Origin of the sequence: Synechococcus sp. GFB01 (genome assembly GCF_001039265.1) — a bacterium.
Classification (GTDB): domain Bacteria; phylum Cyanobacteriota; class Cyanobacteriia; order PCC-6307; family Cyanobiaceae; genus NIES-981.
The window spans coordinates 1-26,342 of record NZ_LFEK01000028.1; the positions used below are offsets into that span (position 1 = coordinate 1).

Genomic DNA, 26,342 nt, shown 5'->3' on the forward strand with positions numbered 1-26,342 from the left:
CTTGCGTCCCGATGGGTGCGGCGGGCCCTGTCCGGCGGCGAGTGGCTGGCCCTGCTGCTGCTGGCGATGGCCCTGGTGCTGTCGCTGGCTCTGGGGGTTGGACTGGCCTGGATGCGCGGCGCCGAACTGATGGCCTGGCCCAGCTGGTGGCCGCCCAGCTGAGCCCGTCCCGGCCCCGGTCCACGACCGACGCGGGCGGCTGGCAGGCTGGCAGCGACAGATCGAACCGATGAGCGAGCTTCCCAGCGCCCGCACGCCGCTCTACAACCATCCGCTGCCCGCCCTGGAACACTGGTTGCGCGGTCTCGGGGCCGTGCAGCAGCCAGAAAACCTGTGCATCTGGGATCTGCGGGGTCCCAGCTGGACCGCCGAGATCGAACTGGAGATCGAAGAGCTGCGGGTGAGCTGGCATCAGCAGGGGCGCACCGTGGCGCGACACTTCCCCTATGGCCTCTCTCGCGCCGATGCCGAGGCGGCCATCCTGGCGGGTCCCTAGTCCGTGGGGCAGGCGGGCGCAGGCGGGGGGGGGGGGCGGCATGCAGGGCCGCCGGAACTTGCCAACATGGTGTTGATCGAACCCTGCCAGACCGGTCCTCTGTCCAACCGTTTCCTGCAGCCCGAGGATCTGCCCCGGCGCGGCGGATCAAGGCCGGAGCGCCCCGGAGCGGGAGGCAGCCGCGCTGAGGGATCCCCGCTCCGGGGATCCATCGAGTTGTTCGCCGAAGGACAGTGGCAGGCGATCCGTGTGCAGCTGGAAACCGAGGGCTGGTCCCTGTCCCAGATCGAGCTCGTGCACGACCAGCTGCGCCAGGGCTGGCCCCTGCCCCACGCCAAGCACAACGTGATGCGTCTCTCCGGCCACTGCCCCCTGCGGGGCGACCACCCGCCCTGAGCCTCAGCGGCAGATGTCGGTTTGGCGCTCGCTCTGCGGTGCGAAGGGACCGCAGTTCAGCCAGCGGGCCAGGCTCGTTTCCACATCGGTGAACAGCACCAGGATGCCGCCGCACAGAAGCACCAGAATGGCGCTGATCAGCCAGTTCTTGGGGGTCATGGCACCCGCTCCAGGGCCGCTGTCAAAGTATGGCTGAGGTCGTGGCGCTGCCATTCGGCCGCCAGGGCAGTGGCGCTGAGAGGTTGCAGGGGCGGCAGTTCGGCCAGCACCGGCAGGTCGCCCAGGGCCGCGAGCGTGCGGGGATTGTCCGGGTGGGGGGGGCCGTTGAGCACCAGCCCCAGCACGGTAATCCCACGCCGCCGCAACGCCTCGAGTGACAGCAGGGTGTGGTTGAGGGTGCCGAGGCCGCTGCGGGCCACCAGCACCACCGGCAGGTGCCAGCGCTCCAGCTGATCGATCTGCAGCCAGGTGCGGGTGAGCGGCACCATCAGCCCGCCGGCGGTCTCCACCACCAGGGGCCCTGGCGGGTCGGGCAGCTCCAGCCGGCTGGGATCCAGCAGCCGGCCTTCCAGTTCGGCCGCCCAGTGGGGCGAGGCGGGTTCCCGCAGCCGGTAGGCCTCCGGCAGGATTCGTTCCGCCGGCAGCCCCAGCAGAGCCTGCAGGCGGCCGCTGTCGCCGCATCCCTCCAGTCCGCTCTGCACAGGCTTCCAGTAGTGGGCCGCCAGCCCCTGCACCAGCAGGGCGCTGACCACCGTCTTGCCCACATCGGTATCCGTGCCGCAGACCACCAGCCGGGGCCTGGAGGGGGTGGATGGGCTCATGGCGGCCTGGGGTGGCGGCTCAGCCGCGATCATGGCTCCCCGTTTTCCGGCCCACCAGCAGCAGCACCTCCCAGCTCACCCGACCATCGCTGGCCCAGGCCTGCAGCAGCTGACGCAACTGGCCGGCCGAGAGGCGCGGGCCGGGGCTGGCTCCGGCCCCCAGCCGGCGCAGCCTGCCCAGGAAGCCGCGACCGCTGCCATAGCAGCGGCGGAAGCGCAGTCGCTCCTGCCGCTGCAGGGTGAGCAGGGGTTCGGCGGCGGCGATCAGCCCTTCAGCCGTGGGGAGCGGCAGGGCCGTGCAGGGCACGCCGGCGCAGGTTGCGGCGGCGTGCCATTCCGGAAAGCTGCCGGCGGTGGGCACGGCCAGCGCCAACCAGCCGCCGGGCTGCAGCGTGTCGCACCAGTGCCGCAGCTGGCTCGCCGGTTGCGCCAGCCACTGCAGCGCGAAGCTCGAGCACAGCAGGGCCGCACCGGCCAGCTCGGGCGGCAGCCCCTGCTCCAGATCCCATTGGCGCCGCCAGGGGAGCGGGTTGCGCTTGAGCAGCTCGGCGCAGAGATCCAGCTGGAGCAGCGGAGCGGCAGCCGCTCGCTCGCTGTGATCCAGGCCCGCTGCCGCGGCCTGCTGCCGCAGCGCCTGCCCCAGCAGACCGGTGCCGGCTCCGAGGTCGGCGCGGGGGCCAGCGGGCAGTGGCAGGGGATGGATCAGACGCGCCAGCCGCCAGGCGATGGCGCGCTGCAGGGTGGCCTGCCCCTCGTAGTGGGGTGCGTGCTGCTCGAAGCGTCGGCGCACCTGTGCGCTGGAGACGGGGCCTGGCATCGGTGCCATGGTCATGCCACTTCCAGCGCCTCGATCCAGCCCATCACCATCGGCACCACGGGGCTGACCAGCAGAGCGTGGCCGGCTCCCCCGAGCACAAGCCGATCGGCCTGCGGCAGCGCCTGGCGCAGCATCGTGCTGGCTTCCCGCGCCACGATCCGGTCCTCACCCGCCTCCACGATCAGGCAGGGCACATGGCGCGGCATGGCGGCGGGCAGATCGGTGCTGGCGGCCAGACGCCGCAGGTCGTTGCGCAGCCTGGTCTGGCCTGCGTGCGGCAGCGGCCGATCGAGGATCGAGCAGGGAAGCGCCGCCAGCGGCTGAGGCGCGCAGGACCGGGTCAGAAACTCCTCGAGCATTGCCTCGGCCTGCTGCGGCGTTCCGTCGAGGGCGCTGGCCATGCCGGCCAGGGCGGTGCTCAGACGGCGGCCGGCGGAACCCTCCGGCACGAAGCGGCCGAAGCTGGCCAGGAGCACCACCGCATCGGCGGCCGCCAGCACCGCATCGGCCAGGAGATGGGGCCCCAGCGAATGGGCCAGAAGCACTCTCCGCCCGGCCGCGTCAGGCCAGACCGGCTGCTGGGGAGGCAGGGCTCCATAGCCGCGGTTGGGGCTGCTGAACGTCCAGCCGCGGGCGGCCGCCCCCGCCCCGAACGCAGCCCAGCCCCGGCAGTCGCCGGCCCAGCCGTGCATGGCGAGCAGGGTGGTCATGGAGGCGGCGGGCCCAGGGCATGGAGCAGCAGTTCCAATGTGCCCGGTGGCAGGTCGTGGCGCAGCACCAATCGAAGCCGGGCCGTGCCCTCCGGCACGGTGGGGGGGCGGATCGCCACGCTCAGCAGGCCGGCCGCCTCAAGGCGCTCCTGCAGCATCAGGGCCTGCTGGTCATCACCCACCAGCAGGGGCAGGACCGGCCCTTCGCCGGGGGGGCGCGGCCAGCCGGCCTTCGCCAGGGTTTCGCGCCAGCGGCGCGCTCGCTCCAGCAGGGCGGCGCCGCGGTCGGCACCGCTGCCGGTTGGCTCGGCCCTGAGCAACTCCAGGGCGGCCAGGGCGCCGGCGGCCAGGGGTGGCGCCAGGGCGGTGGTGTAGCGGAAGGCGCCGCTGCTCTGCAGCAGCCAATCCATCACCGCTTCCTCGCCCGCCAGAAAGGCCCCGCCACTGCCGAAGGCCTTGCCGAAGGTGCCGCTGATCAGGCGATGCCGTTGATGCCATGGCCGAGGCCGCGGCCGCCGGGGCCCAGCACCCCCAGCGCGTGGGCCTCATCGAGCAGCAGGGCGGCTCCGGAGCGTTCGCAGAGGTGGGCCAGGCGCGCCACATCCGGGCTGGTGCCCTGCATCGAGAACAGCCCTTCGCTGATAACCAGCAGCCGCTGGTCCGGTCGCCGCCGCCGGGCGGCCTGCAGCTTCTGCTCGAGGTGATGCAGGTCGTTGTGATGGAAGCGCTGCAGCCCGGCCCCGCTGGCCCGCACGCCGACCAGCAGTGAGTGATGGATCAGTCGGTCGGCCAGCACCAGGCTGTGGCGATCGGCCAGGCCGCACACCGCTGCCAGATTGGCCTGGAAACCGCTGGAAAACAGCAGCACCCGTTCGCGCCCCAGCCAGATCGCCAGCGCCGCTTCCAGGTCGGCATGCACCGGCCGGCCGCCGCTCACCAGGCGCGAGGCACCGGCTCCCACCCCCTCAGTGGCTGCCGCGGCCTGCGCGGCAGCCACCACGGCCGGATGGCGGCTGAAACCGAGATAGTCATTGCTGGCCAGATCCAGCAGGGCACCGTGCGAGGCCTGCAGCGTGGCCGGCGCCTCAACCGGGGCGTAGCTGCGCAGCTGGCGCCGGCGTTGCGGTGGGATCGCCTGCAGCTGACGGTGGAGAGCCTCGCGCCAGGATGCGGTGCCGTCGTCGGTGGCCATGGCCCGGGGTTCTCTGAGGCGCCNGGGGTCGCTTGAGCTGCATCATCGCCTTCCGGGCAGCCGGAGCCGGCGACCCATAGGATGCGCAGATGAGCCAACCCCGCCAGCAGCGTGGCTGAGTCGCCGGATCTGGCCCTGGATCTGCCGACGCTGTTCCCCTTCTCCCTCGATCCCTTCCAGCTCGAGGCGATCGACGCACTCAACCAGGGCCACTCGGTGGTGGTGAGTGCCCCCACGGGCTCGGGCAAGACCCTGGTGGGCGAGTACGCCATTCACCGGGCTCTGGCCCATGGCCGCAAGGTCTTCTACACCACGCCGCTGAAGGCCCTCAGCAACCAGAAGCTGCGCGATTTCCGCGACCAGTTCGGCGCCGAGCGGGTGGGCCTGCTCACGGGTGATCTGAGCCTCAACCGCGANGCCCAGGTGGTGGTGATGACCACCGAGATCTTCCGCAACATGCTCTATGCGGAGATCGACCACCCCGACGACGATCCCCTCGCCGATGTGGAGGCGGTGGTGCTCGATGAGTGCCACTACATGAACGATTCCCAGCGCGGCACCGTCTGGGAGGAATCGATCATCCACTGCCCGTCTTCGGTGCAGCTCGTGGCCCTCTCGGCCACCGTGGCGAACGCCGGTCAGCTCACCGACTGGATCGAGGCGGTGCATGGTCCGACCCGCCTGGTGCACAGCGACCACAGGCCGGTGCCGCTCGCGTTCAGCTTCTGCAGCGCCAAGGGCCTCCACCCCCTGCTCAACGAGGAGGGCACCGCGCTGCACCCCAACTGCAAGGTGTGGCGGGCACCCAAGGGGAACCGTCGCAAGGGCCCGAAGACGCCCAAGNCCCCCCAGCCCGAGCCGCCACCGCTGGCCTTCGTGATCGCTCAGATGGCCGAGCGCCAGATGCTGCCGGCCATTTATTTCATCTTCAGCCGTCGTGGCTGCGACAAGGGGGTGCGGGATCTGGGCAGGCTCTGCCTGGTCAATCCCCAGGAGCAGGCGCGGATCCAGGCGCGCCTGGAGGCCTTCCAGGCGGTGAGTCCGGAGGCGGTGCGGGACGGGCACGTCGATCTGCTGCTGCGCGGCATCGCCTCGCACCACGCCGGTGTTCTGCCGGCCTGGAAGGAGCTGATCGAGGATCTCTTCCAGCAGGGTCTGATCAAGGTGGTGTTCGCCACCGAGACCCTGGCCGCCGGCATCAACATGCCGGCCCGCAGCACCGTGATCTCGGCCCTCTCGAAGCGCACCGAGCGAGGGCACCGGCCGCTGATGGGCAGCGAGTTCCTCCAGATGGCCGGGCGGGCGGGTCGGCGTGGTCTGGATTCCCAGGGGTATGTGGTCACGGTGCAGAGCCGCTTCGAGGGGGTGCGCGAGGCCGGTCAGCTGGCCCTGGCGCCCGCCGATCCGCTGGTGAGCCAGTTCACACCGAGCTACGGCATGGTGCTCAACCTGCTGCAGCGCTACGACCTGGCCAAGGCCAGGGAGCTGGTGGAGCGCAGCTTCGGCCGCTATCTGGCCACGCTGGATCTGGCCGAGGATCAGGCCGCCATCGCTGCGCTGCAGGGGCAGCTGGAGGCGCTCCAGAGCGGGCTTGGCGAGGGTTCCGGCGAGGTGCCCTGGGAACTGTTCGATGCCTACGAGAAGCAGCGCGGCCGCCTGCGCGAGGAGCGGCGTCTGCTGCGCACCCTGCAGCATCAGGCCGAGGAGACCGTGGCCCACGAGCTCANCCTCGNCCTGCAGTTCGCCAGCGANGGTTCGCTGCTGAGCCTGAAGGCGCCGGNCCTGCGGGGCNGATCANCCCGGCCGTGCTGGTGGAGAAGGTGCAGGGGCCCGGTCAGTTCCCCCTGCTCAAGTGCCTCACCGATCAGAACCTCTGGATCCTGGTGCCCTGCAGTGCCGTGGTGAGCCTGCACGCCGAGCTCAGCTGCCTGCAGGTGAGCCAGCTCGAGGTGCCGCCGCTGCAGCGCAGCGGCGAGCACCACCATGGCGACCAGGCCAGCGGGGGGCTGGCCCTGGCGGTGGCGTCGATGGCCAGTCGCCACGACATGGCCACGCCGCAGTACGACCTGGCCGGCGAGGTGCAGACCCAGGCCGCTCTGGTGCACCAGCTGGAGGCGGAGCTCGAGGGTCACCCCGCCCACCGCTGGGGGGAGCGCAAGCAACTCAAGAAGCACCGGCGCCGCATGGAGGAGCTGGCTGCCGAGATCGAGGAGCGCCAGCGGCTGCTGCACTTCCGCGCCAACCGCCACTGGGACACCTTCCTGGCCCTGATCGACGTGCTGCGCCACTTCGGCGCCCTGGCCGGTGACGACGGGCTCGATCCCACCGAGGTGGGCCGCACCGTGGCGGCGTTGCGCGGCGACAACGAGCTCTGGCTGGGGCTGGCGCTGATGAGCGGTCATCTCGACGCGCTCGCCCCCGCTGAACTCGCCGCGGTCCTCGAGGCGGTCTCCACCGAGGTGAACCGGCCCGATCTCTGGTGCGCCTGGTCGCCGCCGCCGGCCGTGGAGGAGGCGATGCACGACCTGCGCAGCCTGCGCCGCCAGCTGGGCCGTCAGCAGGAACTGGCCCGGGTCGTCTTCCCGATCTGGTGGGAGCCGGAGCTCACCGGCCTGGTGCATGCCTGGGCCCGCGGCGCCAGCTGGAGCGAGGTGATCGCCAACACATCACTCGATGAGGGCGATGTGGTGCGGGTGCTGCGTCGCACCGTGGATCTGCTGGCCCAGATCCCCTATGCCGAGGCCGTGAGCCAGCAGCTGCGCGACAAGGCCCGCCGGGCGCTGGCGGCCATCAACCGATTCCCGGTCTGCGAACTGGAGGATCTGGTGCCGGCAGCCCCAGCCGGCGACGATCGGCAGGACCTGCCCGATCCACCGGCTTTCGCCAGTCCTCACAGTGACCTGGTGAGCTGAGCCCGGCATCAGGCGCTGAGGCCGGCCTGCCACCGCAGCCGAGTCCTCAACCGGAACACCCCCAGTCTGCCCAAGGTCTGCTAAGAGAGGTCAGCTGGGTCAGGATCGGTGGCGCGGATCTGGATCCTCGACGACGACCAAGAGCTCTGCCGGCTGGTGGAGGAGGTTCTGGTCGACTGCGGCTGGCAGGTGAGCTGCTTCAACGAGCCCGGCAGCCTCGAGGATGCCCTCGAGAGCGGCTCCCCCGACCTGCTGGTGCTCGACCAGATGCTGCCGCAGAAGCCCGGCACCCAGGTGCTGGCCAACCTGCGCCAGGCGGGGCACCGCTTTCCGGTGCTGATGCTCTCCGCCCTGGGGGAGCCCGCCGATCGGGTGCAGGGTCTGGAGGTGGGGGCCGACGACTACCTGGCCAAGCCGTTTCTGCCGCGGGAGCTCCAACTGCGTCTGACCAACCTGCTGCGTGCCGCGGAGGGAGGCCGCGCCGACCTCCGTCGCCAGCACGCCTACCGCATCGGTGAACTGCAGTTCCATCCCTCCGAACAGCTCGTGACCGCTGCCGATGGCCGTTCGGAGCGGCTCAGTCGCGGTGAAACGGCGTTGCTGCTGGCCTTCTGTCAGGCCCCCAGTCTGGTGCTCAGCCGGGAGCAGCTCGCCCAGGCCTGCGGCACCCTGGTGGAGCCGGGCCAGAGCCGCACCCTGGATGTGCGCATCTCCAAGCTGCGGCGCCTGCTGGAGCGGCTNNNCAGCAGCAGCGGCGACGCAGGTNNGGGCGTGCCGCCGCAGCCCCGATCGAGGCGGTGNNGGGGGCGAGGCTACCGGCTCGGGATCTCGGCGGTGGAGTCACTGCCCGCGTGAGCTGGTGGAACCCTGGCAGCGATCGCCCGCTGCGTTTCTCCGGCCGTGACTGGCTGCAGCTGCTCGTCTTCTGGCTGCTCGGCGGCGCCGTCTCTTTCCTGGTGGCCTTCCTGGCCCTGCAGCGTCTGATGGAGCCGGCCCTGATTCAGTCGCTCACGGAGCGGATCATTCGTCAGGTGGAGCTCACCGAGGCATTGCTCCGCTTCGAGACCGCTCGGGATCTGCCCAAGGGCGTGACGGTGCGAGAGACGCCTCGGGACGCGCTGCTGCCGGGCTCCGCTCCTCTGACGAGCCGCTTTGATCGGTCCCTGCAACGCAACCTGCGTGACCAGCACGGGATCGAGCGGCGGCTGCTCAGAGATGAGGCACCCCTGCAGCATGTGCTGGGTGGCTACTGGGTGGCGCTTGCCGGTCGGCCGGCGGACCGCTCTCAGATCTGGCTCTACGTTCCTTCGAGCTTCTCCAGCCTGCCGTTCTTCTGGCCCCTGGTGCGCAGCATCACCTTCATCGGTGGTGGGGTGGTGGGTCTGCTGCTGTTTCTTCAGCTGCGGGTGGAGCTGCCGCTGCGGCGACTGCTGGCGGCTCTGCCGGAGGCCTCACCCCACGATGACAGCCTGCCGCTGGTGCCGGAGCAGGGCCTGCTGACGGTCAGGAGCCTCGCCCGTGGCATCAATCAGCTGATCGAGCAGCACAACGGTCGGGCAGCGTCTAGGCGCGATCTGCTGCGGGGCCTGGTCCACGATCTGCGCAGTCCGCTCAGCCGCCTGGTGCTGCGCAGCCAGCTGCTCCAGCAGCGGGGAGAGCCGGAGGACAGGCGCCAGATCCTGGTGGGTGTCGAGAGCGATCTGGATCAGCTGGCTGCCCTGGCCGACCAGCTCGCCGCCCTGGCCAGCCAGGACGATCCCGGGGCGGGGGCCAGCTGCTTCAGCCTCGATGAGATCTGCGCCCGCATCGCCCAGAGCTATCCCCCTGGTGCCGTGCGGCTGCAGGTGCCGCGATTGCTGGTGCGGCTCAATCAGGAGATGCTGCAGCGGAGCCTGATCAATCTGATCGACAACGGCCTGGAGTATGGCGCCGCGCCGGTCGTGATCCGGGCCCAGGCGCGACGTTCACCCCGCCTTGAGCTTCTGGTCGACGACCACGGTCTCGGCCTCCCCGACTACCAGGCGGCCGCCACTGGTCTGCTGCCGCGTTCCGATGATCGCCAGCGCAGCCGCCATCGGGGCCTGGGCCTGGCGATCGTGCAGCGCTTCTGCCGCGACCATGGCGGAACGCTGCGGCTGCTGCCCGCCCCCTGCGGTGGGTTGCGCGTCAGCCTGATGCTGCCGCGGGCCCTGCAGGTCGAGATCTGAGCCGCGGGCCTGCGCGCCGCTCAGATCGCGTAGAACTCGCGATACCAGGCCACGAACCGGGCCACGCCCTCGCGCACCGACGTGTCGGGCCGGAACCCCGTCCAGGCTTCCAGGGCGGAGGTGTCGGCCGCAGTGGCGGGAACATCGCCGGGCTGCATCGGCAGGAACTGCTTCTGGGCCGTCATCCCCAGCGCCAGCTCGATCGCCTCGATGTAGTCCATCAGGGGCGTGGGGTTGGAATTGCCGATGTTGAACACCCGGTGCGGCGCCCAGCTGGTCGCGGGGTCGGGATGGGCCGGGTCGAAACNGGGGTCTGGCTGGGCCGGCTTGTCGAGCACGCGGATGAGGCTCTCGATGATGTCGTCGACATAGGTGAAGTCGCGCACCATCCGCCCGTTGTTGAACACCTGGATCGGCCGGNCCTCCAGCATTGCCTTGGTGAACAGGAACAGGGCCATGTCAGGTCGTCCCCACGGTCCGTACACCGTGAAGAAGCGAAGGCCCGTGGCCGGCAGGCCGTGGAGGTGGCTGTAGGTGTGGGCCATCAGCTCGTTGGCCTTCTTGCTGGCGGCATAGAGGCTCACGGGGTGGTCCACGCCCCGGTGCTCGGAGAACGGCAGGTTGGTGTTGCCTCCGTACACCGAACTGCTGCTGGCGTACACCAGATGCTCGATGCCGTGCAGGCGGCAGCCTTCGAGGATGTGGCCGAAGCCCACCAGGTTGGCCTGGATGTAGGCGGCCGGGTTCTCGATCGAGTAGCGAACGCCGGCCTGGGCCGCCAGGTTCACCACCCGGGAGGGACGATGCTGCGCGAAGGTCGAGGCCACCGCAGCCCCATCCTCCAGATCCGCCTCGATCAGCTGAAACGGGGTGCCCGTCTCGGCGGCGCAGCGCTGCAGGCGCTCCAGGCGGGCACGCTTGAGGGCCGGGTCGTAGTAGGGGTTGAGGTTGTCGAAGCCGAGCACCGCCGTGCCCCGCTCCAGAAGGCGGCGACTGAGGTGGTAGCCGATGAAGCCGGCGGCGCCGGTGACAAGAACGGTCATGACTCCATGCTCCTCCCCGCCGTGGTCGGGATCCCGCTCACATCCCTGCTCAGATCCCCAGCCGCTGCCAGATCACGCCCAGGTTGGCCTGATGCACCTCGGTGGCGAAGCAATCGGCGAGCTGCAGGGGGCTGAGGCGACCGGTCACATCCGGGTCCGCCTCCAGGTTGGCGCGGAAGTCACCGCCGGCGGTGTTCCAGGCGGTGTGGGCGTTGCGCTGCACGATCCGATAGGCCTCTTCGCGGCTGATGCCGGCCTCGACGAGGGCCAGCAGCACCCGCTGGCTGAACACCACGCCCCCGTACACGTTCATGTTGCGGGCCATGTTGACGGGGTAGACGCCCAGACCCTTCACCACCTCGGTCATCTCCCGCAGCATGAAGTGCAGGGTCACCGAGCAGTCGGGCAGCATCATCCGCTCCACCGAGCTGTGGCTGATGTCGCGCTCGTGCCAGAGGGCGCAGTTCTCCAGCGCCGCCACCACGTAGCTGCGCAGCACCCGGGCCAGGCCGCTGATGCGTTCGCTGCGGATCGGGTTGCGCTTGTGGGGCATGGCCGAGCTGCCCTTCTGACCCTTGGCGAAGTTCTCCTCCACCTCCAGCACGTCGGTGCGCTGCAGGTTGCGGATCTCGGTGGAGAAGCGCTCCAGAGCCGCGCCCACCAGCGCGAGGGTCTGCACGTATTCGGCATGGCGATCGCGGGCGATCACCTGGGTGCTGGCCGTGTCGGGCACCAGGCCGAGCCTGGCGCAGGCGATCTCCTCCACGCGCGGGTCGGTGTTGGCGTAGGTGCCCATGGCGCCGCTGATCTGGCCCACGCTCACCACCCGTTCCAGCCGCTCGAGCCGCTCGCGGTTGCGTTCCACCTCGGCCAGCCAGCCGGCCAGCTTGAAGCCGAAGGTGATCGGCTCGCCGTGGATGGCGTGGCTGCGGCCGATCATCACCGTGGTCTTGTGGTCGCGGGCCAGCTCGCGGATGGCGTCGGCCAGCCTGTCGAGCTCAGCGCGCAGCAGCCGCACCGAGGCTTTCAGCTGCAGGGCCAGGCCGGTGTCGAGCACATCCGAGCTGGTCATGCCCACGTGGATGTGGCGCCCCGCATCGCCCACGTGCTCGTTCACGTTGGTGAGGAAGGCGATCACGTCGTGCCGCACCTCGGCCTCGATCTCGAGGATGCGCTCCACCGAGAAGCTGGCCTTCTGCTTGATCGTGGCCACGGCTTCGGCCGGCACCCGGCCCAGTTCGGCGTTGGCCTCGGTGGCGGCGATCTCCACATCCAGCCAGCTCTGGAACTTGGCCTGCTCGCTCCAGATGGCGCCCATCTCGGGCAGGGTGTAACGCTCGATCAAGGCCGCCGCGGGCTCACATCCAGACCAATGTATGGGGCGTCGGGATCGGCCCCGAACACACTCAGGCGGCGCGGCTCAGGCGCTGCGCAGGCGTTTGTGTTCCACCTCCCACTGCACCAGCGATCCCCAGGCCTGCTGGCGCACCCAGCAGCGGCCGCCGCGGCACTGAATCAGCTGGAAAGGGGGCAGATCGGAGGGCTGATTGCGGAGACGAACGAAGCTTCCGGGCTGCAGCAGTTCCAGCACGTTGGATGCTGCGGGAGCAGGGGAGCCAGGGGCGCGACTGCGGGCCAAGCTGGGTCAGGGAGCTGTCGTTGGCGCCATCCTCCGGCCGGTCCCGGGCCGGGCCGAACATCGTTGGAGTTTGTTCCGATTCCTGTGTGGTTTGATCACAACCCCGATCCGTCTGCGGAGGCGGCCTGAATGGCGTCGCGGCAGCGCCTGGACCTGGAGTTGGTGGCCCGGGGGCTTGCGGACAGCAGGCAGCAGGCCCAGCAGCTGATCCGCGCCGGGAGGGTGCGGAGCGGCGAGCACATCCTCGACAAGCCCGGCGCCGCCGTGANCCCGGAGCAGAACCTCGAGGTCCAGCTGCCGCCCCGCTTCGTCTCGCGCGGGGGAGAGAAGCTGGCCGGTGCCCTGGCGGCATTCCCGATCGCCGTGCAGGGCCGGGTGTGTCTCGATGGTGGCATCTCCACCGGTGGCTTCACCGATTGCCTCTTGCAGCACGAAGCCGCGCGCGTCTACGGCATCGACGTGGGCTACGGCCAGACTGCCTGGGCCCTGCGGTGCGACCCCAGGGTGGTGCTGCGCGAGCGCACCAACCTGCGCCATCTCAAGCCCGAGCAGCTCTACGGGCCGGATGACCCCTGGCCTGATCTGGCTGTGGCCGATGTGTCGTTCATTTCCCTCGCTCTGGTCCTGCCGGCCCTGCTGGGCCTGCTGGTGCCACAGGGGGCAGTGGATCTGGTGCTGCTGGTGAAGCCCCAGTTCGAGGTAGGCAGAACCCGGGTGGGAAAGGGAGGCGTGGTGCGCGATCCGGCGGCCCAGGTCGATGCGATCAACGGTGTGATCGGTGCGGCTGCTGGCCTGGGCCTGGCGGCCTGCGGACTTGTGGCTTCGCCGATCACCGGGCCGGCCGGCAACCGCGAATTCCTGCTCTGGCTGAGGCGATCTGCCGGGGAGGGCCCCGCATCCGAAGCCACCCTGCCGCCAGAGCAGGTGGTTCAGCTGGTGGCCCAGACGCCGGCCGGCCGCGGCGGCTGAATCACTCAGATGGCGCCGCTGTCGCGGTCGCCGGTGCGGATCCGGATCACCGAGTCGATCGTGCTCACGAAGATCTTGCCGTCACCGATCTCGCCGGTTCGGGCGGCGTCCTGAATGGCATTGATCACGGTGTCGACCTGGCCGTCGTCGACCACGATCTCGAGCTTGAGCTTCTGGAGGAACTCGACGGTGAACTCCGAGCCGCGATAGCGCTCCACCTGACCCTTCTGCCGCCCGAAGCCCCGGACCTCACTCACGGTCATGCCCACGATGCCCGCATTCACCAGCGCGATCTTGACGTCCTCGAGCTTGAAGGGACGAATGATGGCCTCGACNTTTTTCATGGCAGCTGCTGAGCTGATGGAGATGGGCTGTAGTGGAGTCTCTCAGGTGATCCCGCAGCGGTGGTGGCTCACCAGCCAAGCGAGACGGTCCCATTAGGCCTGAGCCCGGTGGGCTCCGTCGTAGCGGTTGCTACCTGGAGTGTGCTCCCTAGCATCGCGCTTTGGCCTGATCGCCGCCCATGGCCMMCCACCCCCAGTTCCCCCCCAGCGCCACAGACCAGACCCGCACCCCGCTGTACGGCGAGCGGGCGATCGCCACGGCCGAGTTGATCTGCTTCGACAATCCGCGGCCGGGGCGGCCCTACGAGATCGCCATCACCCTGCCCGAGTTCACCTGCACGTGCCCCTTTTCCGGATATCCGGACTTCGCCACACTCCGGCTGGTCTATCAACCCGGTCCGCGGGTCATGGAGCTCAAGGCGATCAAGCTCTATATCAACAGCTATCGCGACCGTTCCATCTCCCACGAGGAGGCGGCCAACCGCATCCTCGACGATTTCGTCGCCGCCAGCGATCCGGTGTGGATGCAGCTCGAGGCCGACTTCAACCCGCGTGGCAATGTGCACACCGTGGTGCGGGTCAGCCACGGCAGCCGTCAACCCTGCTGAGCCATCCCTCTCAGAGTTCGGCCAGCAGGGCCGGCAGCTCGCGGGCGAACGCGGTGAGGTTGCGGTTGCAGAGGCCGGCCACATGCAGCCGGCCGGCTTCCACCACCGCCCAGATCTGGCGGGTGGCGATCAGGCTCAGTCCGCCGCCCAGCAGGGCGATGGCGAAGCCCGCGTAGACCAGGGGCACGCCCGGGTCCCGCTTGAGCAGAATGCCGCTGGCCGGCAGCACTCTCGCCACCCGCAGGGGCAGGCTCTTGACCTCCCGGGGTTCGCCGCCCACCGGCAGCTGGGCCAGCAGCTGGCCGTCAGGGCCATACACATCCACCGGACCCTGCTCGCTGGTGAGGCTGAGCAGCACCGGCTCGCTGCCGTCGGGACGGGTGGGCAGCACCAGGCCCCACACCTGCTCACCCAGCTGCGGGAACGGCTGGAGCGGCAGCTGCAGCACCGGGCTGCGGCCCAGTTGCACGTCGATCGCCGCCAGGGCCCAGTCGGCCTGGTACAGGGTGATGCCCCGGAATCGCAGCGGATGGTTGACGCTGATCTCGCCCTCGCGGAGCACGGCGGTGTCGGGGCCGCCGTCGCCCTCCAGCAGCCGCAGCTGCGACCTGAACTGCTCCGGCCGGCCGGCGGGATCGCGCTCCACCGCGAAGCGATCGAGGGCCACCGTGAGCTGGCTGTGGCCGCGACTGTCGAGCAGTTCCAGGCGGCGGCCCGGAGCCAGGAACTGCTCCTGCCGCTGTCCGGCGAGGGATCCCCAGGCCGCTCCCAGCATCAGCACCACCAGGCCGGCATGCACCAGCAGGGGNCCCACCCGTCCCAGCAGGCCCCAGCGGGCCGCCAGCCGGGGCGGGCCTGCGGCCTTGGCAGTGCCGCANGGGGTGCCAGCGTCACTCACCGCCGGACGCTGAATCTGCCACCCCCGCGCCCGCAGGTGTCGCTCGAGAGCCTCCAGCAGCTGCTCGGCATCGCTGCCGCCCTCGCTGGCGGGCACGGTTTCGGCCACGCTCAACTTGCTGAGCTGTCGGGCTGAGCGGTAGTCGATCCACCGCAGGGCGGCCTGCAGAGCCGGCCACTGGCGTCGCCAGCTGCAGAGGATCAGGCCAGAGCCAGCCANCCCAGCAGTGCCAGGAACCAGCCGCTCGAATACACATGGTCCAGCTGCAGGGTCAGCAGCCCGTCGGCGTGCAGCAGCCCCAGCCAGGGACTGGGATCGTAGAGCCGGTGGTACAGCTCCTCCGGTTCGCGCTGCGGGATCGCTGTGCCGATGCCACTGGCCACTGCGATCAGCACCAGCAGAAGGATCGCCAGGCGCAGGTCGGAGACCCAGGCAGCCAGGCGGGTGAGCGGGGTGGGTAACCGCAAGGGGGAGGAGGAAGGCACGCTCACCGTCAGCTGAAGCGGGTCACCAGCGTCAGCACCCCCGTGGTCACCAGCACCACGCCGCTGATCGGAGGCACCCATTGACCCACCGCCCGCAGCCGCAACAGGCCCGGCAGCCAGGCCGCTGCGGTGCCGGCCAGCAGCAGCGGCATCACCTGACCGGCACCGAAGCTGGTGAGCAGCAGCATGCCCACCAGGGGCCTGCCGTTCTGCGCCATCCACCCCAACAGCACCGCCAGCACGGGCGTGGTGCAGGGCGTGGCGGCCAGTCCGAAGGCCAGGCCAGCCGCCAGCGGTGCCAGCGGTGCCGGTACCCTGCGACGCCAGAGTTCAGGATCTGGGCCTGCCGGCAGCGGCAGGCGCAGCAGCCCCAGCAGGTTGAGACCCATCACCAGGGCGAGCAGCGCCACCAGGGTGGGGATCAGGCCCGGGACCTGGCCATAGAGACGACCCAGCACAGAACTGGCCAGCCCCAGCAGTACAAGGGCGGCCACGATGCCACCGGCAAAGCTGACGCTGCGGAGCCAAGGCCTGTGGGAGCTCGCTCCCTGCTGCTGACCGCTGAAGCCGGCCAGGTAGGCCANGGTCACCGGCAGCAGAGACAGCGAGCATGGGCCCAGGCTGGTGAGCAGACCGCCGGCGAAGACCACCGCCAGGGTGGCAGGGCCGGGTGCCGCCAGGGAGGTCTGCAGCAGCGCCTCACTGCTGCGGGCCCAATCGACGCCCCGATCAAGCAGAAGGGCCCCAAGGGTGAGCATCCTTGCAGCCTATCCGGCTATCGGCTGGCCGGGGTGGCTTCGTGGCCGGCATGCCGCCGCTGGCGGCGGGGCTGGTCGCTCAGACCGGCACCCTCGAGGGAGCAGCGGATCAGCAGGCCGCAGACGAGCAGGCTGGCCATCAGGGAGTTGCCTCCGTAGCTGATCAGCGGCAGCGGCAGACCGGTGGTGGGCATGGCCCCGCTGGCCACGGCGATGTTGAGGATCGACTGCCCCACCAGCAGGGTGGTGCTGCCGATGGCGACCAGTCGCTGCTGGTTGCTGCGGCAGCTGAGGGCCACCCTCAGGCCCACGAATCCGAACAGCAGCAGGAACACCAGCAGGGCAAGCGAGCCCACGAAGCCGAACTCCTCGGCGAACACCGCGAAGATGAAATCGGTGCTCTGGATGGGCAGGTACTGCAGCTTCTGGGTGGAGAGGCCATACCCCTCGCCGAGCAGGNCTCCCGAGCCGATCGCCATCAGGCTCTGCACCAGCTGGTACCCGTCACCCTGGGCATCGTGCCAGGGGTTGAGGAAGGAGATCACCCGCAGGCGCTGGTAGTCGTTGTGAAGGATGCTCAGTGTGCCGAGCAGGCCACCCCCACCGGCTGCCCCCAGCAGCAGTGGCAGCTGCACCCCGCCGGCCAGGGCCATCAGCCACAGCAGCAAGCCGTTGAGGGCAGCGGTGCTGAGATTGGGCTGCTTGAGAATCAGCAGGATCAGCGCGCCGAAAANCCCCAGCCAGAGCAGNTTCTGATCGAAGCCGCTCCGCTTCCAGTGGGCGAAGANGGCTGCGCCCTGAAGGACCACGAACGGTTTGACCAGTTCCGAGGGTTGCAGCTGAATGGGGCCGAGCACCAGCCAGCGGCTGGCTCCGTTCACGGTGCTGCCCATCACGAGGGTGGCCGCCACCAGCAGGCATCCCACCAACAGAGCCATCGGGGCCAGGTGCATCCAGCGGCGCAGGCTGTTCCGGATTCCCAGCCACAGAAGGCCCCAGCTGGCCACCATCCAGATCAGCTGGCGCTTCACGTAGAAGGCGCCATCGCCCATCTCCCGCTCGGCCACCCACCAGCTGGCGGACCCAAGCACCAACAGGCCGATCACGCTCCAGAGGGCCACCAGAACCAGGAGCAGGCGTGCCTCGGCCGGCCAGGCCTGCAGAGGCAGGGGAAGCCAGCCGCCTCGTGAATGACGCTGCTCCGTGGCCTTGATGCTCGCCTGATCACGAGAGCGTCCCCGGGCACGGGGATGGTTGGAGAGGGCGATGGGGGGCGGCAAGAGCGCGCGGGCCTAGACCCGGAGCAGCGAGCCCCCATTCAGCCGTGAGCCGGGTCGNCNTGTCGAGTCCTGGGCAACAAATTCAGCGGGTCAGCGACAGAGCACCAACAAAAAAGCCCGGCAGCGGGCCGGGCAGAGAACGATCAGGTATCTGCAGGCTCAGTTGCCCACATTGCGCTGAGGGCGTCCCGTGGCCAGTTCGACCCTCAGGATCCTGCCGCCCTGCTTCATGATTCGCTGCTGCTCAGCGAACCAGCTCTCAAAAGGCACCCACTTGGTGAAGAAGGTGTTCTGCAGTTCCCTCTGCGTCCGCGATTTCTCGGGACAGGGGATGCAGGCCGTGATCTTGAAGAGGCGCATCAGTTGCCCAGGCCGGAGCAGATGTAATCGAAGTAAACGGCCATTTCACGACCAGCGTCAGGACCAACCAGTCCGGCGGTGACCTCTTTCATGGCTTGAATCGACTGGACCGTGGCGCCGATCGGCACACCCAGGGAGTTGTAGGTCTCCTTGAGACCGTTCAGAACCCGCTCGTCGAGGATGGAGGTGTCACCCGCCAGCATGGCGTAGGTGGCGTAGCGGAGGTAGTAATCGAGGTCGCGGATGCACGCCGCGTAGCGACGGCAGGTGTACATGTTGCCGCCTGGACGGGTGATGTCCGAGTAGAGCAGAGCCTTGGCGACNGCCTCCTTGATGATCGTGGAGGCATTGGCGCTGATCGTGGCGGCAGCGCGAACGCGCAGTTCACCGCTGGCGAAGTACTGCTCGAGGCGACCCATGGAGGAGCCGTCGAGATACAGGCCCTGAACGTCGGCCTGGTTGATGACGTTGGTGATCGCGTCTTGCATGAATCCGGCTGGGGTGGCGGGGATGATGAGGTGGAAGCAGCCTCAGGAGAGGGCGCCGACGACGTAGTNGAAGTAGAAGCCGGCCTCTTCGGCGTCGGAGCCGGTGAGCAGGCCCATGGCGGCGTTCTTCATCTCCCGCACCGACTCGGCCATGGCGTCGAGGGGCACGCCGAGGGAGCGGTACATCTCCTTGGCGCCGATGATGCCGATCTCCTCGATCGGGGTCACATCTCCGGCGATGATCCCGTAGGTGACCAGGCGGAGGTAGTAGTCCATGTCGCGCAGGCATGACGCGGTCATCTCCTCGCCGTAGGCACTGCCGCCGGGGGAGATCACGTCAGGGCGCTTCTGGAACAGGCGCCGCCTGCGGTCTTGACGATGCGCTCACGGCTTTCGCTGAGAACCTGAGCAACGCGAAGCGCCGCTGGCCCGCGGCCACGAACGACTTGATCTGGTCGAGTTCGCCAGGGCTGAGGTAGCGGGCTTCGCGTCCGCGTTGATGATCGAGTTGGAGACGATGCTCATGCAGTTCTGCCTCGAAACAAGCGGCCGCCTTGACGGAGACCGGTATCCGGTGGGTAAGGGAGCGGTCGACAGGTGCCGATCGCCGCATCATTCTGTGCCAGCGCCTGTCGGCGCCTCGGTCTGCGGTAACAGTTCTTCATGGCGCATCTGGCTGGCAGACCCCTTGGGCCGCAAGGGGTCTCAAGGATGTTGCTGACAGCAACAGGGTGCAGCAATTGTTAATCTCCTGATCGCTCTGATCAACCTGTTCGCCCGAGTTCGAGGTCTGTATCTTTCACTTTGAAAGATAGTAAATGCCACAAAACCTCCCGGATGCCGATCCGGGAGGCTCAGGGAGAGGGGGCACCCCGTGTGCTGGTGCTGCCGGTTGTGTGGTCTGCTGCGGATCAGACGGCGCCGCGTGGTGAAGGGGTGAGACCGGCGTTGCCCGCATAGAGGGCAGCGGTTCGGTTCACCGTGGCCAGAGGAAGCCCGTCGGCGGTGGCCATGCCCCGCAGATAGGGCACGGTGTCCTGCCCGAACACCTGTGAAGATTCGCTGCTGTTCAGCAGGTGCTCCACGGCCGCTAACTGGCCTTTGCCGGTCCGGGTAGCCAGGAAGCGGCTGGCTTCGTGGGGCTGGGCGGCGCGTCCCAGCAAGGCCAGATGAGCCGCATTGGCTGCTCTCAGCGGCGCGAGGCGGCTGAGGCGCTGCTGGAACAGTTCACTGACGGCAACGACAGCCACGAATTCAGACACGGTGAGCTGGCCGTTGCGGAACTGGGATTCGCTGTCGGTGAGCCGCTCAGCGGCGAGGACGGAGCGGCCGAGCAGTTGGCGGTAGACCGCATCGATCGCTTCGCGCACCTGGGATTCACTTGGATCACGCGGCAGTTGCACAGGCCTGCCCAGGCTCTGACGACGCTTGAATCCCTGGGGCTGGCCGGTCTTGAGAGCCTGGACCATCGCGGCTCCCGGCGGGCGGACCGGGCCGCTCAGCACGCCGCTGCTGACGCTCTTGCTCCAGCCACCCGGGACAGGACTGGGAAGCCCGATGCTACCCAACCCGGGGCGAGGGGCTCCCGGGGCAAAACCGGTGCTCACCCCGGTCGGGCGCCAGCGGCGGCTCGGGGCCGGGGCGCTGCGGATGCTTGCCGGCCCCTGCGGCGTCTGGCTGGAGCTGGCCACCGCCTCGCCGCCGGCGATCTTCGCGCTCCAGCCACCGCGGATCACTTGGCGGCCGCCCGGCAGGTTGCGCGGCGTCAGGGAACCGGCGCCACGGAACTGCGATGGCGGGGTGACCTCGGGGCGCTTGGCGCCGCCCGGCTCGGTGTAGGCGGCGGCATTGAAGGCGCGTCGCAGGGACGGCACCTGGCGGGCGTTGCGGTCGGCCGGGGTGATGAAGCGCTCATAGGGAACGGTGTCTTCGCCGAAGCACTCGTTGTATTCACGGCTGTTGATCATACGATCCACCACTCCGTAGAAACCCTGCCGGGCTGCCGTATCGAAGTACGCGTCAATCTCCCAGCGACCGAAGCTGGGCCGGCCGAGGATGCGGCGATGCATCACTTCGATCGCCTTGGTGATGTAGAGGCCGCTCCAGTAGCGCCGGCGGAACGCCTCGCTGCGAGCCACCTGGCGCACGAATTCGCGCAGGCTGATGTCGCCGTTCTCGAGCTTGATCTCCTCCACCTTGTTGCGCTCACCGGCATAGCCCGCATTGCCGAGGATCTGCACATACACGGCGTTGATCACCGCCTGGGTTGTGCTCTCGGTGCCGCGCACGCTCGGCTGACCGCCGCGCCTTGGCACAGAACTGCCGCCGGTGGCGATCTGCTGCAGACGCATCACCTTCGGTCCGACCCGCCGCGGGCTTGCCTGCCGGAACTGGGGGCTGTCCATCTGCCCCGGCTGACGCAGGCCGTTGCTGATCAGGATGCGGCGGCTGTCGTAGCTGAAGGGTGCCGGCCGGGTGGCCACATTGGCCGTGCCGGAGGGGAAGATGGCCCCGTAGGTGAGTGCCAGGGGATCGTTGCCCCCTCCGTAGGGGTGCTGGTCGGGGAAGGCCTGCCGATAGGCGGCGTAGAGGGTGACGTACTGGGGTGCCCCCTCGAAAGGAGCACTGAAGCGGAACAGCTTGCGGTTGCTGCCCCAGCCGGCGCTCTCCTGGGCTTCCTCGCCCAGGTCGCGCAGGTAGGGAACGGTCTCCTCGCCGAACGCCCGGGCGTACTCCATCGAGTTGACCAGGGAGTCCACGAGGCCCTTGAGGCCCTGGGCCGAGACGATGTCGAAGTAGCGGGTGAATTCCTCGCGGGAGCTGATGCCACGGCCCAGGAAGTGGCGGAAGGCCAGTTCCACGACGCGGCTGTTCACGAAGCGGCCGTAGAACTGCTGCTGATACTCCTTGCTGTGCCCGAGGGCGCGGATGAATTCGCGCATCGAGATGTCGCCGCGTCGTACCTGGGTCGCTTCGACCGGGCAGGGCATCTGGCTGTAGGCCTTGGCGATGTCGCGCTCGAAGACCTGGCGATAGGCGGCGCGGATCACTTCGGCCTTCTGGGCTCCACTGAGCCGCGGTCGCATGATGAACCGCTGCCTGCCGTCGGCTGCCAGGGCATAGGTGGCGGGCAGTTGCAGACCCTGGTTGAGGGGGCTCCCAAGGCGCTGGCGGGCCGAGGGTGTGGGCACCTCCAGCTCGGCGATCAGCACGTTGAAGTAGTCGATCACCAGCTGGCGCATGCCGGGATCGTCCTTGCAGAGGTCCGCGGCTGCGGCGCGCATCTCCTGCAGAGCCACGTTGGTGGCGGCCAGGGAGCAGGCCTTCTCGAGGATGTCGCGCAGGCCGCGGGTGTTGACCACCAGGATGCTGGGATCGCCCGCCACCAGGGCGTACCCGACATAGCGCAGGAACCAGGCCAGGTCCCGGATCGACTTCTTCATCCGGGCCGTGCCATAGCGGGCCACCGAGATCGGGGCGAAGCCGGTGGGCAGCACGATCCGCACATCGGCATCACCGCCCGCCCCTTCGAGCAGACGGCTGATCAGGTTGCCGCGGCCCGTGCCGCCGCTGGTGCCGCTGAAGGTCTGCACCGAACGCTGGAAGGCGGCCTGGTCGGCGGCCAGCGGGGTGGCCTCGGCGTCCGCTGCCGGGGTCAGCGGCGCGTCGAGATAGGAGAGGGGAGTGCCGCCCGAGAAGATGCGACCGGCGGCTCGGGCCACGATCGCCTCGGCGTTGGCGCTGATGCGCCGGGCCGCCTCGACCCGCTTGCTGCCGCTCTGAAAGAAGGTGATCAGGCTGTCGAGTTCACCGCCATCAGGGAAGCGGTCCTGCTGCTCGGCCTGCCGGACGCTCGAGAGCGGCAGGGTGTCGTAGCGCTGCGGGGCGACCCTGGTGCTGCCGCTGCTGGCGGTCACGGTCATCGACGAGTGCAAGCCGGGCTGGGCCAACTTACGGCTCACGCCAGGGCCTGCCGGGGCGCCATGAACAAATGTTTGCAGCGTCTGCCCGGGGTCCGCCCCCGCCGTGAAAAGCTCGCAAGCCTGAGCTCCGGCCTCTGCCTCGGCTCCCCATCAGCGCCGTTGGCCAGCCCTGAAATCGACCGCCCGTGATGCCGACCCCGAGTGATGCCGCCACGCCGGTGGTGAGCGCCTTCTACGACCGTTTCCCCTACCCCGGCGATCCGCTTCAGGACGGCCCTCCGCCCGGCTACAACTGGCGCTGGTGCGTCGACAGTGCCTGGGCTTTCGCGACCGGAGCGGTGCCGGCCTCGCCAGGGTTCGACGGCGACGGCTGGCGGATTCTCGATGCCGGTTGCGGCACCGGCGTGAGCACCGACTACCTGTGCCACCTCAACCCCGGAGCGAGCCTGCTCGCGGTGGACATCAGCGCCGGTGCGCTGGAGCTGGCCCGCGAACGCACGCGGCGCTCCGGGGCCGCCGCCCGGGTGCGGCAGCTGCGCATCGAGCAGCGCAGCCTGCTCGACCTCGAGGGGGAGGGACCCTTCGACTACATCAATTCGGTGGGGGTGCTGCACCACCTGCGTGAGCCGGAAGCCGGCCTCAGAGCCCTGGCCGGCCTGCTGAGGCCTGGTGGTCTGCTCCACCTCTTTCTCTATGCCGACGGCGGTCGCTGGGAAATTCATCGCACCCAGCGCAGCCTCACCCGCCTGGGGGTGGGCGGCGATGCCGAAGGGCTGCGACTGGGGCGTCAGCTGCTGGCCGACCTGCCCGAGACCAACAGGCTCCGGCGGCATCACGAGCAGCGCTGGGCACTGGACACGGCCGCTGACGCCAACTTCGCCGATATGTATCTGCATCCGCAGGAGACCAGCTACAACCTGGAGCGTCTGCTGGCCTTCGTGGCCGCGGCGGGTCTGGAGTTCGCCGGTTTTTCCAATCCTGAGGTGTGGGATCCGGCCAGGCTTCTGGGCGGCGAGCTGCTGGAGCGGGCCCGCGCCCTGCCCCAGCGGGAGCAGTGGGCTCTGGTGGAGGACCTCGATCCCGACATCAGCCATTTCGAGTTCTTCCTGGCCCGCCCGCCGCTGCTGCGCCACGACTGGAGCGACGATGCGGCGCTGTTGNACGCCCGCGGCAGGGTCAACCGCTGCCTCTNGGGCTGGCCCTCCACCGCTCTGCTGGGCCCCGATCAGCTGCCGCTGTCGATCGAGCCGGACGACCTCGAGCTGCTGCAGGCGCTGGAGCGTTCGCCGGAGCTGGCGATCGGGGAGCTGCCCCTCGAGAGCTCCCGCCCCGATCNGGCTTCCCGGGCCCGTGGCTGGTGCAGCAGCGGCTGCTCCTGCCGGTCTGCTGAGGCCTGCGTGATAGATTCCGCGCGCCTTTCCAGGGTCGAAGCGATTGTCGGTCTCCCTCTCCGGCTTCTCTTCCCCCGGCACCGGGTCTGCGTCGGATGGGGATGTCCAGCTTCCTGGATTCTCCGGCACGGATGCCTGGGTCGGAGCCTCCGGGGCTCCCGACACCAGCCCGGATGACGGCCCGGACAACGGCATGGAGGGATATGCCAGGCTCCAACGCCGGCTCCTGGTCGCCACCCTCCTGCTCTCCGCAGCGGCCGTGGTCCTGACCGCAGTGTTCGCCTCCCTCGCCACAGCCGCAAGCCTGCTGGTGGGGGCCCTTGCCGGAGCTCTGTACCTGTGGCTGCTCAGCCGCAGCGTGGNCCGACTCGGGGAGCAGTCCCGGCGCTTGGCAAGATCCAGTTGCTCGTGCCCGTGGTGCTGGTGCTGGCCTGCTCCAGGCTTCCCCAGCTCTCCACCCTGCCCGCCCTGCTGGGCTTCCTGATCTACAAACCGGCGGTCATCCTTCAGGCGGTCTTCGACACCTGATCCCGCCTCCCGTTGCCTCGCTTCGGCGACCCCCAACTCCTCTTCGCTGGCTCCGATGCCCCTCATCCTTCCCTTCGCCGAACTGGAGGTTGGCCATCACCTCTACTGGCAACTCGGCAACCTCAAGATCCACGGCCAAGTCTTCCTGAGTTCCTGGGTCGTGATCGGTGCCCTGCTGGCGCTCGTCGTGGTGGGGACCCGCAATCTGGAGCGCGACCCCCGCGGCACCCAGAACCTGCTCGAATTCCTCTGGGACTACATCCGGGATCTGGCGCGTGATCAGATCGGCGAGAAGGCCTACCGCGACTGGATGCCCTTCATCGGCACCCTGTTTCTGTTCATCTTTGTGAGCAACTGGGGAGGTGCCCTGATCCCCTGGAAGCTGATCGAACTCCCGGATGGCGAGCTCGGTGCCCCCACCGCCGACATCAACACCACCATCGCCCTGGCGCTGCTCGTTTCGCTGGCNTGGGCAACAAATTCAGCGGGTCAGCGACAGAGCACCAACAAGCCCGGCAGCGGGCCGGGCAGAGAACGATCAGGTATCTGCAGGCTCAGTTGCCCACATTGCGCTGAGGGCGTCCCGTGGCCAGTTCGACCCTCAGGATCCTGCCGCCCTGCTTCATGATTCGCTGCTGCTCAGCGAACCAGCTCTCAAAAGGCACCCACTTGGTGAAGAAGGTGTTCTGCAGTTCCCTCTGCGTCCGCGATTTCTCGGGACAGGGGATGCAGGCCGTGATCTTGAAGAGGCGCATCAGTTGCCCAGGCCGGAGCAGATGTAATCGAAGTAAACGGCCATTTCACGACCAGCGTCAGGACCAACCAGTCCGGCGGTGACCTCTTTCATGGCTTGAATCGACTGGACCGTGGCGCCGATCGGCACACCCAGGGAGTTGTAGGTCTCCTTGAGACCGTTCAGAACCCGCTCGTCGAGGATGGAGGTGTCACCCGCCAGCATGGCGTAGGTGGCGTAGCGGAGGTAGTAATCGAGGTCGCGGATGCACGCCGCGTAGCGACGGCAGGTGTACATGTTGCCGCCTGGACGGGTGATGTCCGAGTAGAGCAGAGCCTTGGCGACGGCCTCCTTGATGATCGTGGAGGCATTGGCGCTGATCGTGGCGGCAGCGCGAACGCGCAGTTCACCGCTGGCGAAGTACTGCTCGAGGCGACCCATGGAGGAGCCGTCGAGATACAGGCCCTGAACGTCGGCCTGGTTGATGACGTTGGTGATCGCGTCTTGCATGAATCCGGCTGGGGTGGCGGGGATGATGAGGTGGAAGCAGCCTCAGGAGAGGGCGCCGACGACGTAGTCGAAGTAGAAGCCGGCCTCTTCGGCGTCGGAGCCGGTGAGCAGGCCCATGGCGGCGTTCTTCATCTCCCGCACCGACTCGGCCATGGCGTCGAGGGGCACGCCGAGGGAGCGGTACATCTCCTTGGCGCCGATGATGCCGATCTCCTCGATCGGGGTCACATCTCCGGCGATGATCCCGTAGGTGACCAGGCGGAGGTAGTAGTCCATGTCGCGCAGGCATGACGCGGTCATCTCCTCGCCGTAGGCACTGCCGCCGGGGGAGATCACGTCAGGGCGCTTCTGGAACAGGGCGCCGCCTGCGGTCTTGACGATGCGCTCACGGCTTTCGCTGAGAACCTGAGCAACGCGAAGGCGCCGCTGGCCCGCGGCCACGAACGACTTGATCTGGTCGAGTTCGCCAGGGCTGAGGTAGCGGGCTTCGGCGTCCGCGTTGATGATCGAGTTGGAGACGATGCTCATGCAGTTCTGCCTCGAAACAAGCGGCCGCCTTGACGGAGACCGGTATCCGGTGGGTAAGGGAGCGGTCGACAGGTGCCGATCGCCGCATCATTCTGTGCCAGCGCCTGTCGGCGCCTCGGTCTGCGGTAACAGTTCTTCATGGCGCATCTGGCTGGCAGACCCCTTGGGCCGCAAGGGGTCTCAAGGATGTTGCTGACAGCAACAGGGTGCAGCAATTGTTAATCTCCTGATCGCTCTGATCAACCTGTTCGCCCGAGTTCGAGVSWGTATCMAGGTCTGTATCTTTCACTTTGAAAAGATAGTAAA

General features: G+C 68.7%; 24 protein-coding genes and 5 pseudogenes. 10 read left to right on the forward strand and 19 right to left on the reverse strand.

What is annotated here, in order from left to right:
* Positions 1 to 229: 229 nt before the first annotated feature.
* Positions 230 to 496, forward strand: coding sequence for a DUF3143 domain-containing protein (locus tag SYNGFB01_RS04870; RefSeq protein WP_048017171.1), 267 nt, complete (start codon positions 230 to 232; stop codon positions 494 to 496).
* Between the two features lie 66 nt (positions 497 to 562).
* On the forward strand, positions 563 to 892 hold the full coding sequence (locus SYNGFB01_RS04875) for a hypothetical protein (protein WP_053068334.1): 330 nt from the start codon (positions 563 to 565) through the stop codon (positions 890 to 892).
* Between the two features lie 3 nt (positions 893 to 895).
* On the opposite strand, the gene SYNGFB01_RS14825 is transcribed toward SYNGFB01_RS04875, so the two are convergent.
* From SYNGFB01_RS14825 to SYNGFB01_RS04895, 5 genes and pseudogenes are all read right to left on the reverse strand, one after another.
* Positions 896 to 1,051: a hypothetical protein gene (locus SYNGFB01_RS14825; protein ID WP_200900060.1), complete on the reverse strand. Its 156-nt coding sequence runs from the start codon at positions 1,049 to 1,051 to the stop codon at positions 896 to 898.
* Complete coding sequence (bioD, locus tag SYNGFB01_RS04880; RefSeq protein WP_048017187.1) at positions 1,048 to 1,713, reverse strand: dethiobiotin synthase; 666 nt, start codon at positions 1,711 to 1,713, stop codon at positions 1,048 to 1,050. Before bioD ends, SYNGFB01_RS14825 begins: the two co-directional genes overlap by 4 nt.
* Positions 1,714 to 1,732: 19 nt before the next feature.
* Entirely contained in the window at positions 1,733 to 2,539 is an 807-nt protein-coding gene (locus SYNGFB01_RS04885) for a methyltransferase domain-containing protein (protein WP_235299929.1), read from the reverse strand.
* A gap of 2 nt (positions 2,540 to 2,541) precedes the next feature.
* Positions 2,542 to 3,240 carry an alpha/beta fold hydrolase gene (locus tag SYNGFB01_RS04890; RefSeq protein WP_048017173.1) on the reverse strand — a complete coding sequence of 233 codons (699 nt, stop codon included), beginning with the start codon at positions 3,238 to 3,240 and terminating at the stop codon, positions 2,542 to 2,544.
* Positions 3,237 to 4,432 (reverse strand): annotated as a pseudogene (locus SYNGFB01_RS04895) (aminotransferase class I/II-fold pyridoxal phosphate-dependent enzyme). The gene SYNGFB01_RS04890 and the pseudogene SYNGFB01_RS04895 overlap by 4 nt, the downstream one beginning before the upstream one ends.
* Positions 4,433 to 4,561: 129 nt before the next feature.
* On the opposite strand from SYNGFB01_RS04895, the pseudogene SYNGFB01_RS04900 reads away from it, so the two are divergent.
* From SYNGFB01_RS04900 to SYNGFB01_RS04910, 3 genes and pseudogenes are all read left to right on the forward strand, one after another.
* Positions 4,562 to 7,344, forward strand: a pseudogene (locus SYNGFB01_RS04900) (DEAD/DEAH box helicase).
* Between the two features lie 108 nt (positions 7,345 to 7,452).
* Positions 7,453 to 8,199, forward strand: coding sequence for a response regulator transcription factor (locus SYNGFB01_RS04905; protein WP_053068335.1), 747 nt, complete (start codon positions 7,453 to 7,455; stop codon positions 8,197 to 8,199).
* Positions 8,196 to 9,551, forward strand: a complete 1,356-nt coding sequence (locus SYNGFB01_RS04910) for a HAMP domain-containing sensor histidine kinase (RefSeq protein WP_048017174.1) — start codon at positions 8,196 to 8,198, stop codon at positions 9,549 to 9,551. The genes SYNGFB01_RS04905 and SYNGFB01_RS04910 overlap by 4 nt, the downstream gene beginning before the upstream one ends.
* A 20-nt stretch (positions 9,552 to 9,571) precedes the next feature.
* On the opposite strand, the gene SYNGFB01_RS04915 is transcribed toward SYNGFB01_RS04910, so the two are convergent.
* From SYNGFB01_RS04915 to SYNGFB01_RS14830, 3 genes are all read right to left on the reverse strand, one after another.
* Complete coding sequence (locus SYNGFB01_RS04915) at positions 9,572 to 10,594, reverse strand: NAD-dependent epimerase (protein ID WP_048017175.1); 1,023 nt, start codon at positions 10,592 to 10,594, stop codon at positions 9,572 to 9,574.
* Between the two features lie 49 nt (positions 10,595 to 10,643).
* Positions 10,644 to 11,939, reverse strand: a complete 1,296-nt coding sequence (purB, locus tag SYNGFB01_RS04920) for an adenylosuccinate lyase (protein WP_048017176.1) — start codon at positions 11,937 to 11,939, stop codon at positions 10,644 to 10,646.
* 75 nt (positions 11,940 to 12,014) lie between these two features.
* Positions 12,015 to 12,233 carry a hypothetical protein gene (locus tag SYNGFB01_RS14830; RefSeq protein WP_048017177.1) on the reverse strand — a complete coding sequence of 73 codons (219 nt, stop codon included), beginning with the start codon at positions 12,231 to 12,233 and terminating at the stop codon, positions 12,015 to 12,017.
* 129 nt (positions 12,234 to 12,362) lie between these two features.
* Between SYNGFB01_RS14830 and SYNGFB01_RS04930 the strand changes: the two genes are divergently transcribed.
* Positions 12,363 to 13,202 (forward strand): TlyA family RNA methyltransferase, encoded by an 840-nt coding sequence (locus SYNGFB01_RS04930; RefSeq protein ID WP_048017178.1) that lies wholly within the window; start codon positions 12,363 to 12,365, stop codon positions 13,200 to 13,202.
* 5 nt (positions 13,203 to 13,207) lie between these two features.
* On the opposite strand, the gene SYNGFB01_RS04935 is transcribed toward SYNGFB01_RS04930, so the two are convergent.
* Positions 13,208 to 13,546, reverse strand: a complete 339-nt coding sequence (locus SYNGFB01_RS04935) for a P-II family nitrogen regulator (protein WP_048017179.1) — start codon at positions 13,544 to 13,546, stop codon at positions 13,208 to 13,210.
* Between the two features lie 179 nt (positions 13,547 to 13,725).
* On the opposite strand from SYNGFB01_RS04935, the gene queF reads away from it, so the two are divergent.
* On the forward strand, positions 13,726 to 14,154 hold the full coding sequence (queF, locus tag SYNGFB01_RS04940; RefSeq protein WP_048017180.1) for a preQ(1) synthase: 429 nt from the start codon (positions 13,726 to 13,728) through the stop codon (positions 14,152 to 14,154).
* A 10-nt stretch (positions 14,155 to 14,164) separates the two neighbouring features.
* On the opposite strand, the pseudogene SYNGFB01_RS04945 reads toward queF, so the two are convergent.
* From SYNGFB01_RS04945 to SYNGFB01_RS04975, 7 genes and pseudogenes are all read right to left on the reverse strand, one after another.
* Positions 14,165 to 15,543, reverse strand: a pseudogene (locus SYNGFB01_RS04945) (cytochrome c biogenesis protein ResB).
* Between the two features lie 2 nt (positions 15,544 to 15,545).
* On the reverse strand, positions 15,546 to 16,295 hold the full coding sequence (locus tag SYNGFB01_RS04950) for a cytochrome c biogenesis CcdA family protein (RefSeq protein ID WP_048017181.1): 750 nt from the start codon (positions 16,293 to 16,295) through the stop codon (positions 15,546 to 15,548).
* Between the two features lie 17 nt (positions 16,296 to 16,312).
* The gene (locus tag SYNGFB01_RS04955; RefSeq protein ID WP_048017189.1) at positions 16,313 to 17,509 is read right to left on the reverse strand and encodes an FtsW/RodA/SpoVE family cell cycle protein; all 1,197 of its coding nucleotides are present in this window, start codon (positions 17,507 to 17,509) and stop codon (positions 16,313 to 16,315) included.
* 225 nt (positions 17,510 to 17,734) lie between these two features.
* Entirely contained in the window at positions 17,735 to 17,935 is a 201-nt protein-coding gene (locus SYNGFB01_RS04960) for a phycobilisome linker polypeptide (RefSeq protein WP_048017182.1), read from the reverse strand.
* Positions 17,935 to 18,423: an allophycocyanin subunit beta gene (gene apcB / locus SYNGFB01_RS04965; protein ID WP_048017183.1), complete on the reverse strand. Its 489-nt coding sequence runs from the start codon at positions 18,421 to 18,423 to the stop codon at positions 17,935 to 17,937. Before apcB (SYNGFB01_RS04965) ends, SYNGFB01_RS04960 begins: the two co-directional genes overlap by 1 nt.
* Positions 18,424 to 18,465: 42 nt before the next feature.
* Positions 18,466 to 18,948, reverse strand: a pseudogene (locus SYNGFB01_RS04970) (allophycocyanin).
* Positions 18,949 to 19,334: 386 nt separating this feature from the next.
* Positions 19,335 to 22,346 (reverse strand): phycobilisome rod-core linker polypeptide, encoded by a 3,012-nt coding sequence (locus SYNGFB01_RS04975; RefSeq protein WP_048017184.1) that lies wholly within the window; start codon positions 22,344 to 22,346, stop codon positions 19,335 to 19,337.
* A gap of 188 nt (positions 22,347 to 22,534) precedes the next feature.
* On the opposite strand from SYNGFB01_RS04975, the gene SYNGFB01_RS04980 reads away from it, so the two are divergent.
* The 3 genes and pseudogenes from SYNGFB01_RS04980 to SYNGFB01_RS04990 form a co-directional block, all read left to right on the forward strand.
* The gene (locus tag SYNGFB01_RS04980) at positions 22,535 to 23,914 is read left to right on the forward strand and encodes a class I SAM-dependent methyltransferase (protein WP_082325879.1); all 1,380 of its coding nucleotides are present in this window, start codon (positions 22,535 to 22,537) and stop codon (positions 23,912 to 23,914) included.
* 225 nt (positions 23,915 to 24,139) lie between these two features.
* Positions 24,140 to 24,265: a hypothetical protein gene (locus tag SYNGFB01_RS15870; protein WP_255347530.1), complete on the forward strand. Its 126-nt coding sequence runs from the start codon at positions 24,140 to 24,142 to the stop codon at positions 24,263 to 24,265.
* 55 nt (positions 24,266 to 24,320) lie between these two features.
* A pseudogene (locus tag SYNGFB01_RS04990) lies at positions 24,321 to 24,737 on the forward strand (F0F1 ATP synthase subunit A); the annotation flags it as partial.
* 82 nt (positions 24,738 to 24,819) lie between these two features.
* Here the strand turns inward: SYNGFB01_RS04990 and SYNGFB01_RS04995 are convergent.
* The 3 genes from SYNGFB01_RS04995 to SYNGFB01_RS05005 are packed head-to-tail and all read right to left on the reverse strand — an operon-like array spanning position 24,820 to position 26,036.
* The gene (locus SYNGFB01_RS04995) at positions 24,820 to 25,020 is read right to left on the reverse strand and encodes a phycobilisome linker polypeptide (RefSeq protein WP_048017182.1); all 201 of its coding nucleotides are present in this window, start codon (positions 25,018 to 25,020) and stop codon (positions 24,820 to 24,822) included.
* Positions 25,020 to 25,508, reverse strand: a complete 489-nt coding sequence (gene apcB, locus SYNGFB01_RS05000; RefSeq protein WP_048017183.1) for an allophycocyanin subunit beta — start codon at positions 25,506 to 25,508, stop codon at positions 25,020 to 25,022. Before apcB (SYNGFB01_RS05000) ends, SYNGFB01_RS04995 begins: the two co-directional genes overlap by 1 nt.
* Before the next feature lie 42 nt (positions 25,509 to 25,550).
* The gene (locus SYNGFB01_RS05005) at positions 25,551 to 26,036 is read right to left on the reverse strand and encodes an allophycocyanin (RefSeq protein ID WP_048017185.1); all 486 of its coding nucleotides are present in this window, start codon (positions 26,034 to 26,036) and stop codon (positions 25,551 to 25,553) included.
* Between the last annotated feature and the right edge of the window lie 306 nt (positions 26,037 to 26,342).

What these genes read in the sequence shown, in the direction of transcription:
- SYNGFB01_RS04870 (WP_048017171.1), top strand. Translation starts at nt 230, where the DNA reads ATGAGCGAGCTTCCCAGCGCCCGCACGCCGCTCTACAACCATCCGCTG.
- SYNGFB01_RS04890 (WP_048017173.1), bottom strand. Translation starts at nt 3,240, where the DNA reads ATGACCACCCTGCTCGCCATGCACGGCTGGGCCGGCGACTGCCGGGGC.
- SYNGFB01_RS04885 (WP_235299929.1), bottom strand. Translation starts at nt 2,539, where the DNA reads ATGGCACCGATGCCAGGCCCCGTCTCCAGCGCACAGGTGCGCCGACGC.
- SYNGFB01_RS14825 (WP_200900060.1), bottom strand. Translation starts at nt 1,051, where the DNA reads ATGACCCCCAAGAACTGGCTGATCAGCGCCATTCTGGTGCTTCTGTGC.
- SYNGFB01_RS04875 (WP_053068334.1), top strand. Translation starts at nt 563, where the DNA reads ATGGTGTTGATCGAACCCTGCCAGACCGGTCCTCTGTCCAACCGTTTC.
- SYNGFB01_RS04995 (WP_048017182.1), bottom strand. Translation starts at nt 25,020, where the DNA reads ATGCGCCTCTTCAAGATCACGGCCTGCATCCCCTGTCCCGAGAAATCG.
- bioD (WP_048017187.1), bottom strand. Translation starts at nt 1,713, where the DNA reads ATGAGCCCATCCACCCCCTCCAGGCCCCGGCTGGTGGTCTGCGGCACG.
- SYNGFB01_RS05005 (WP_048017185.1), bottom strand. Translation starts at nt 26,036, where the DNA reads ATGAGCATCGTCTCCAACTCGATCATCAACGCGGACGCCGAAGCCCGC.
- SYNGFB01_RS04960 (WP_048017182.1), bottom strand. Translation starts at nt 17,935, where the DNA reads ATGCGCCTCTTCAAGATCACGGCCTGCATCCCCTGTCCCGAGAAATCG.
- apcB (WP_048017183.1), bottom strand. Translation starts at nt 25,508, where the DNA reads ATGCAAGACGCGATCACCAACGTCATCAACCAGGCCGACGTTCAGGGC.
- SYNGFB01_RS04975 (WP_048017184.1), bottom strand. Translation starts at nt 22,346, where the DNA reads ATGACCGTGACCGCCAGCAGCGGCAGCACCAGGGTCGCCCCGCAGCGC.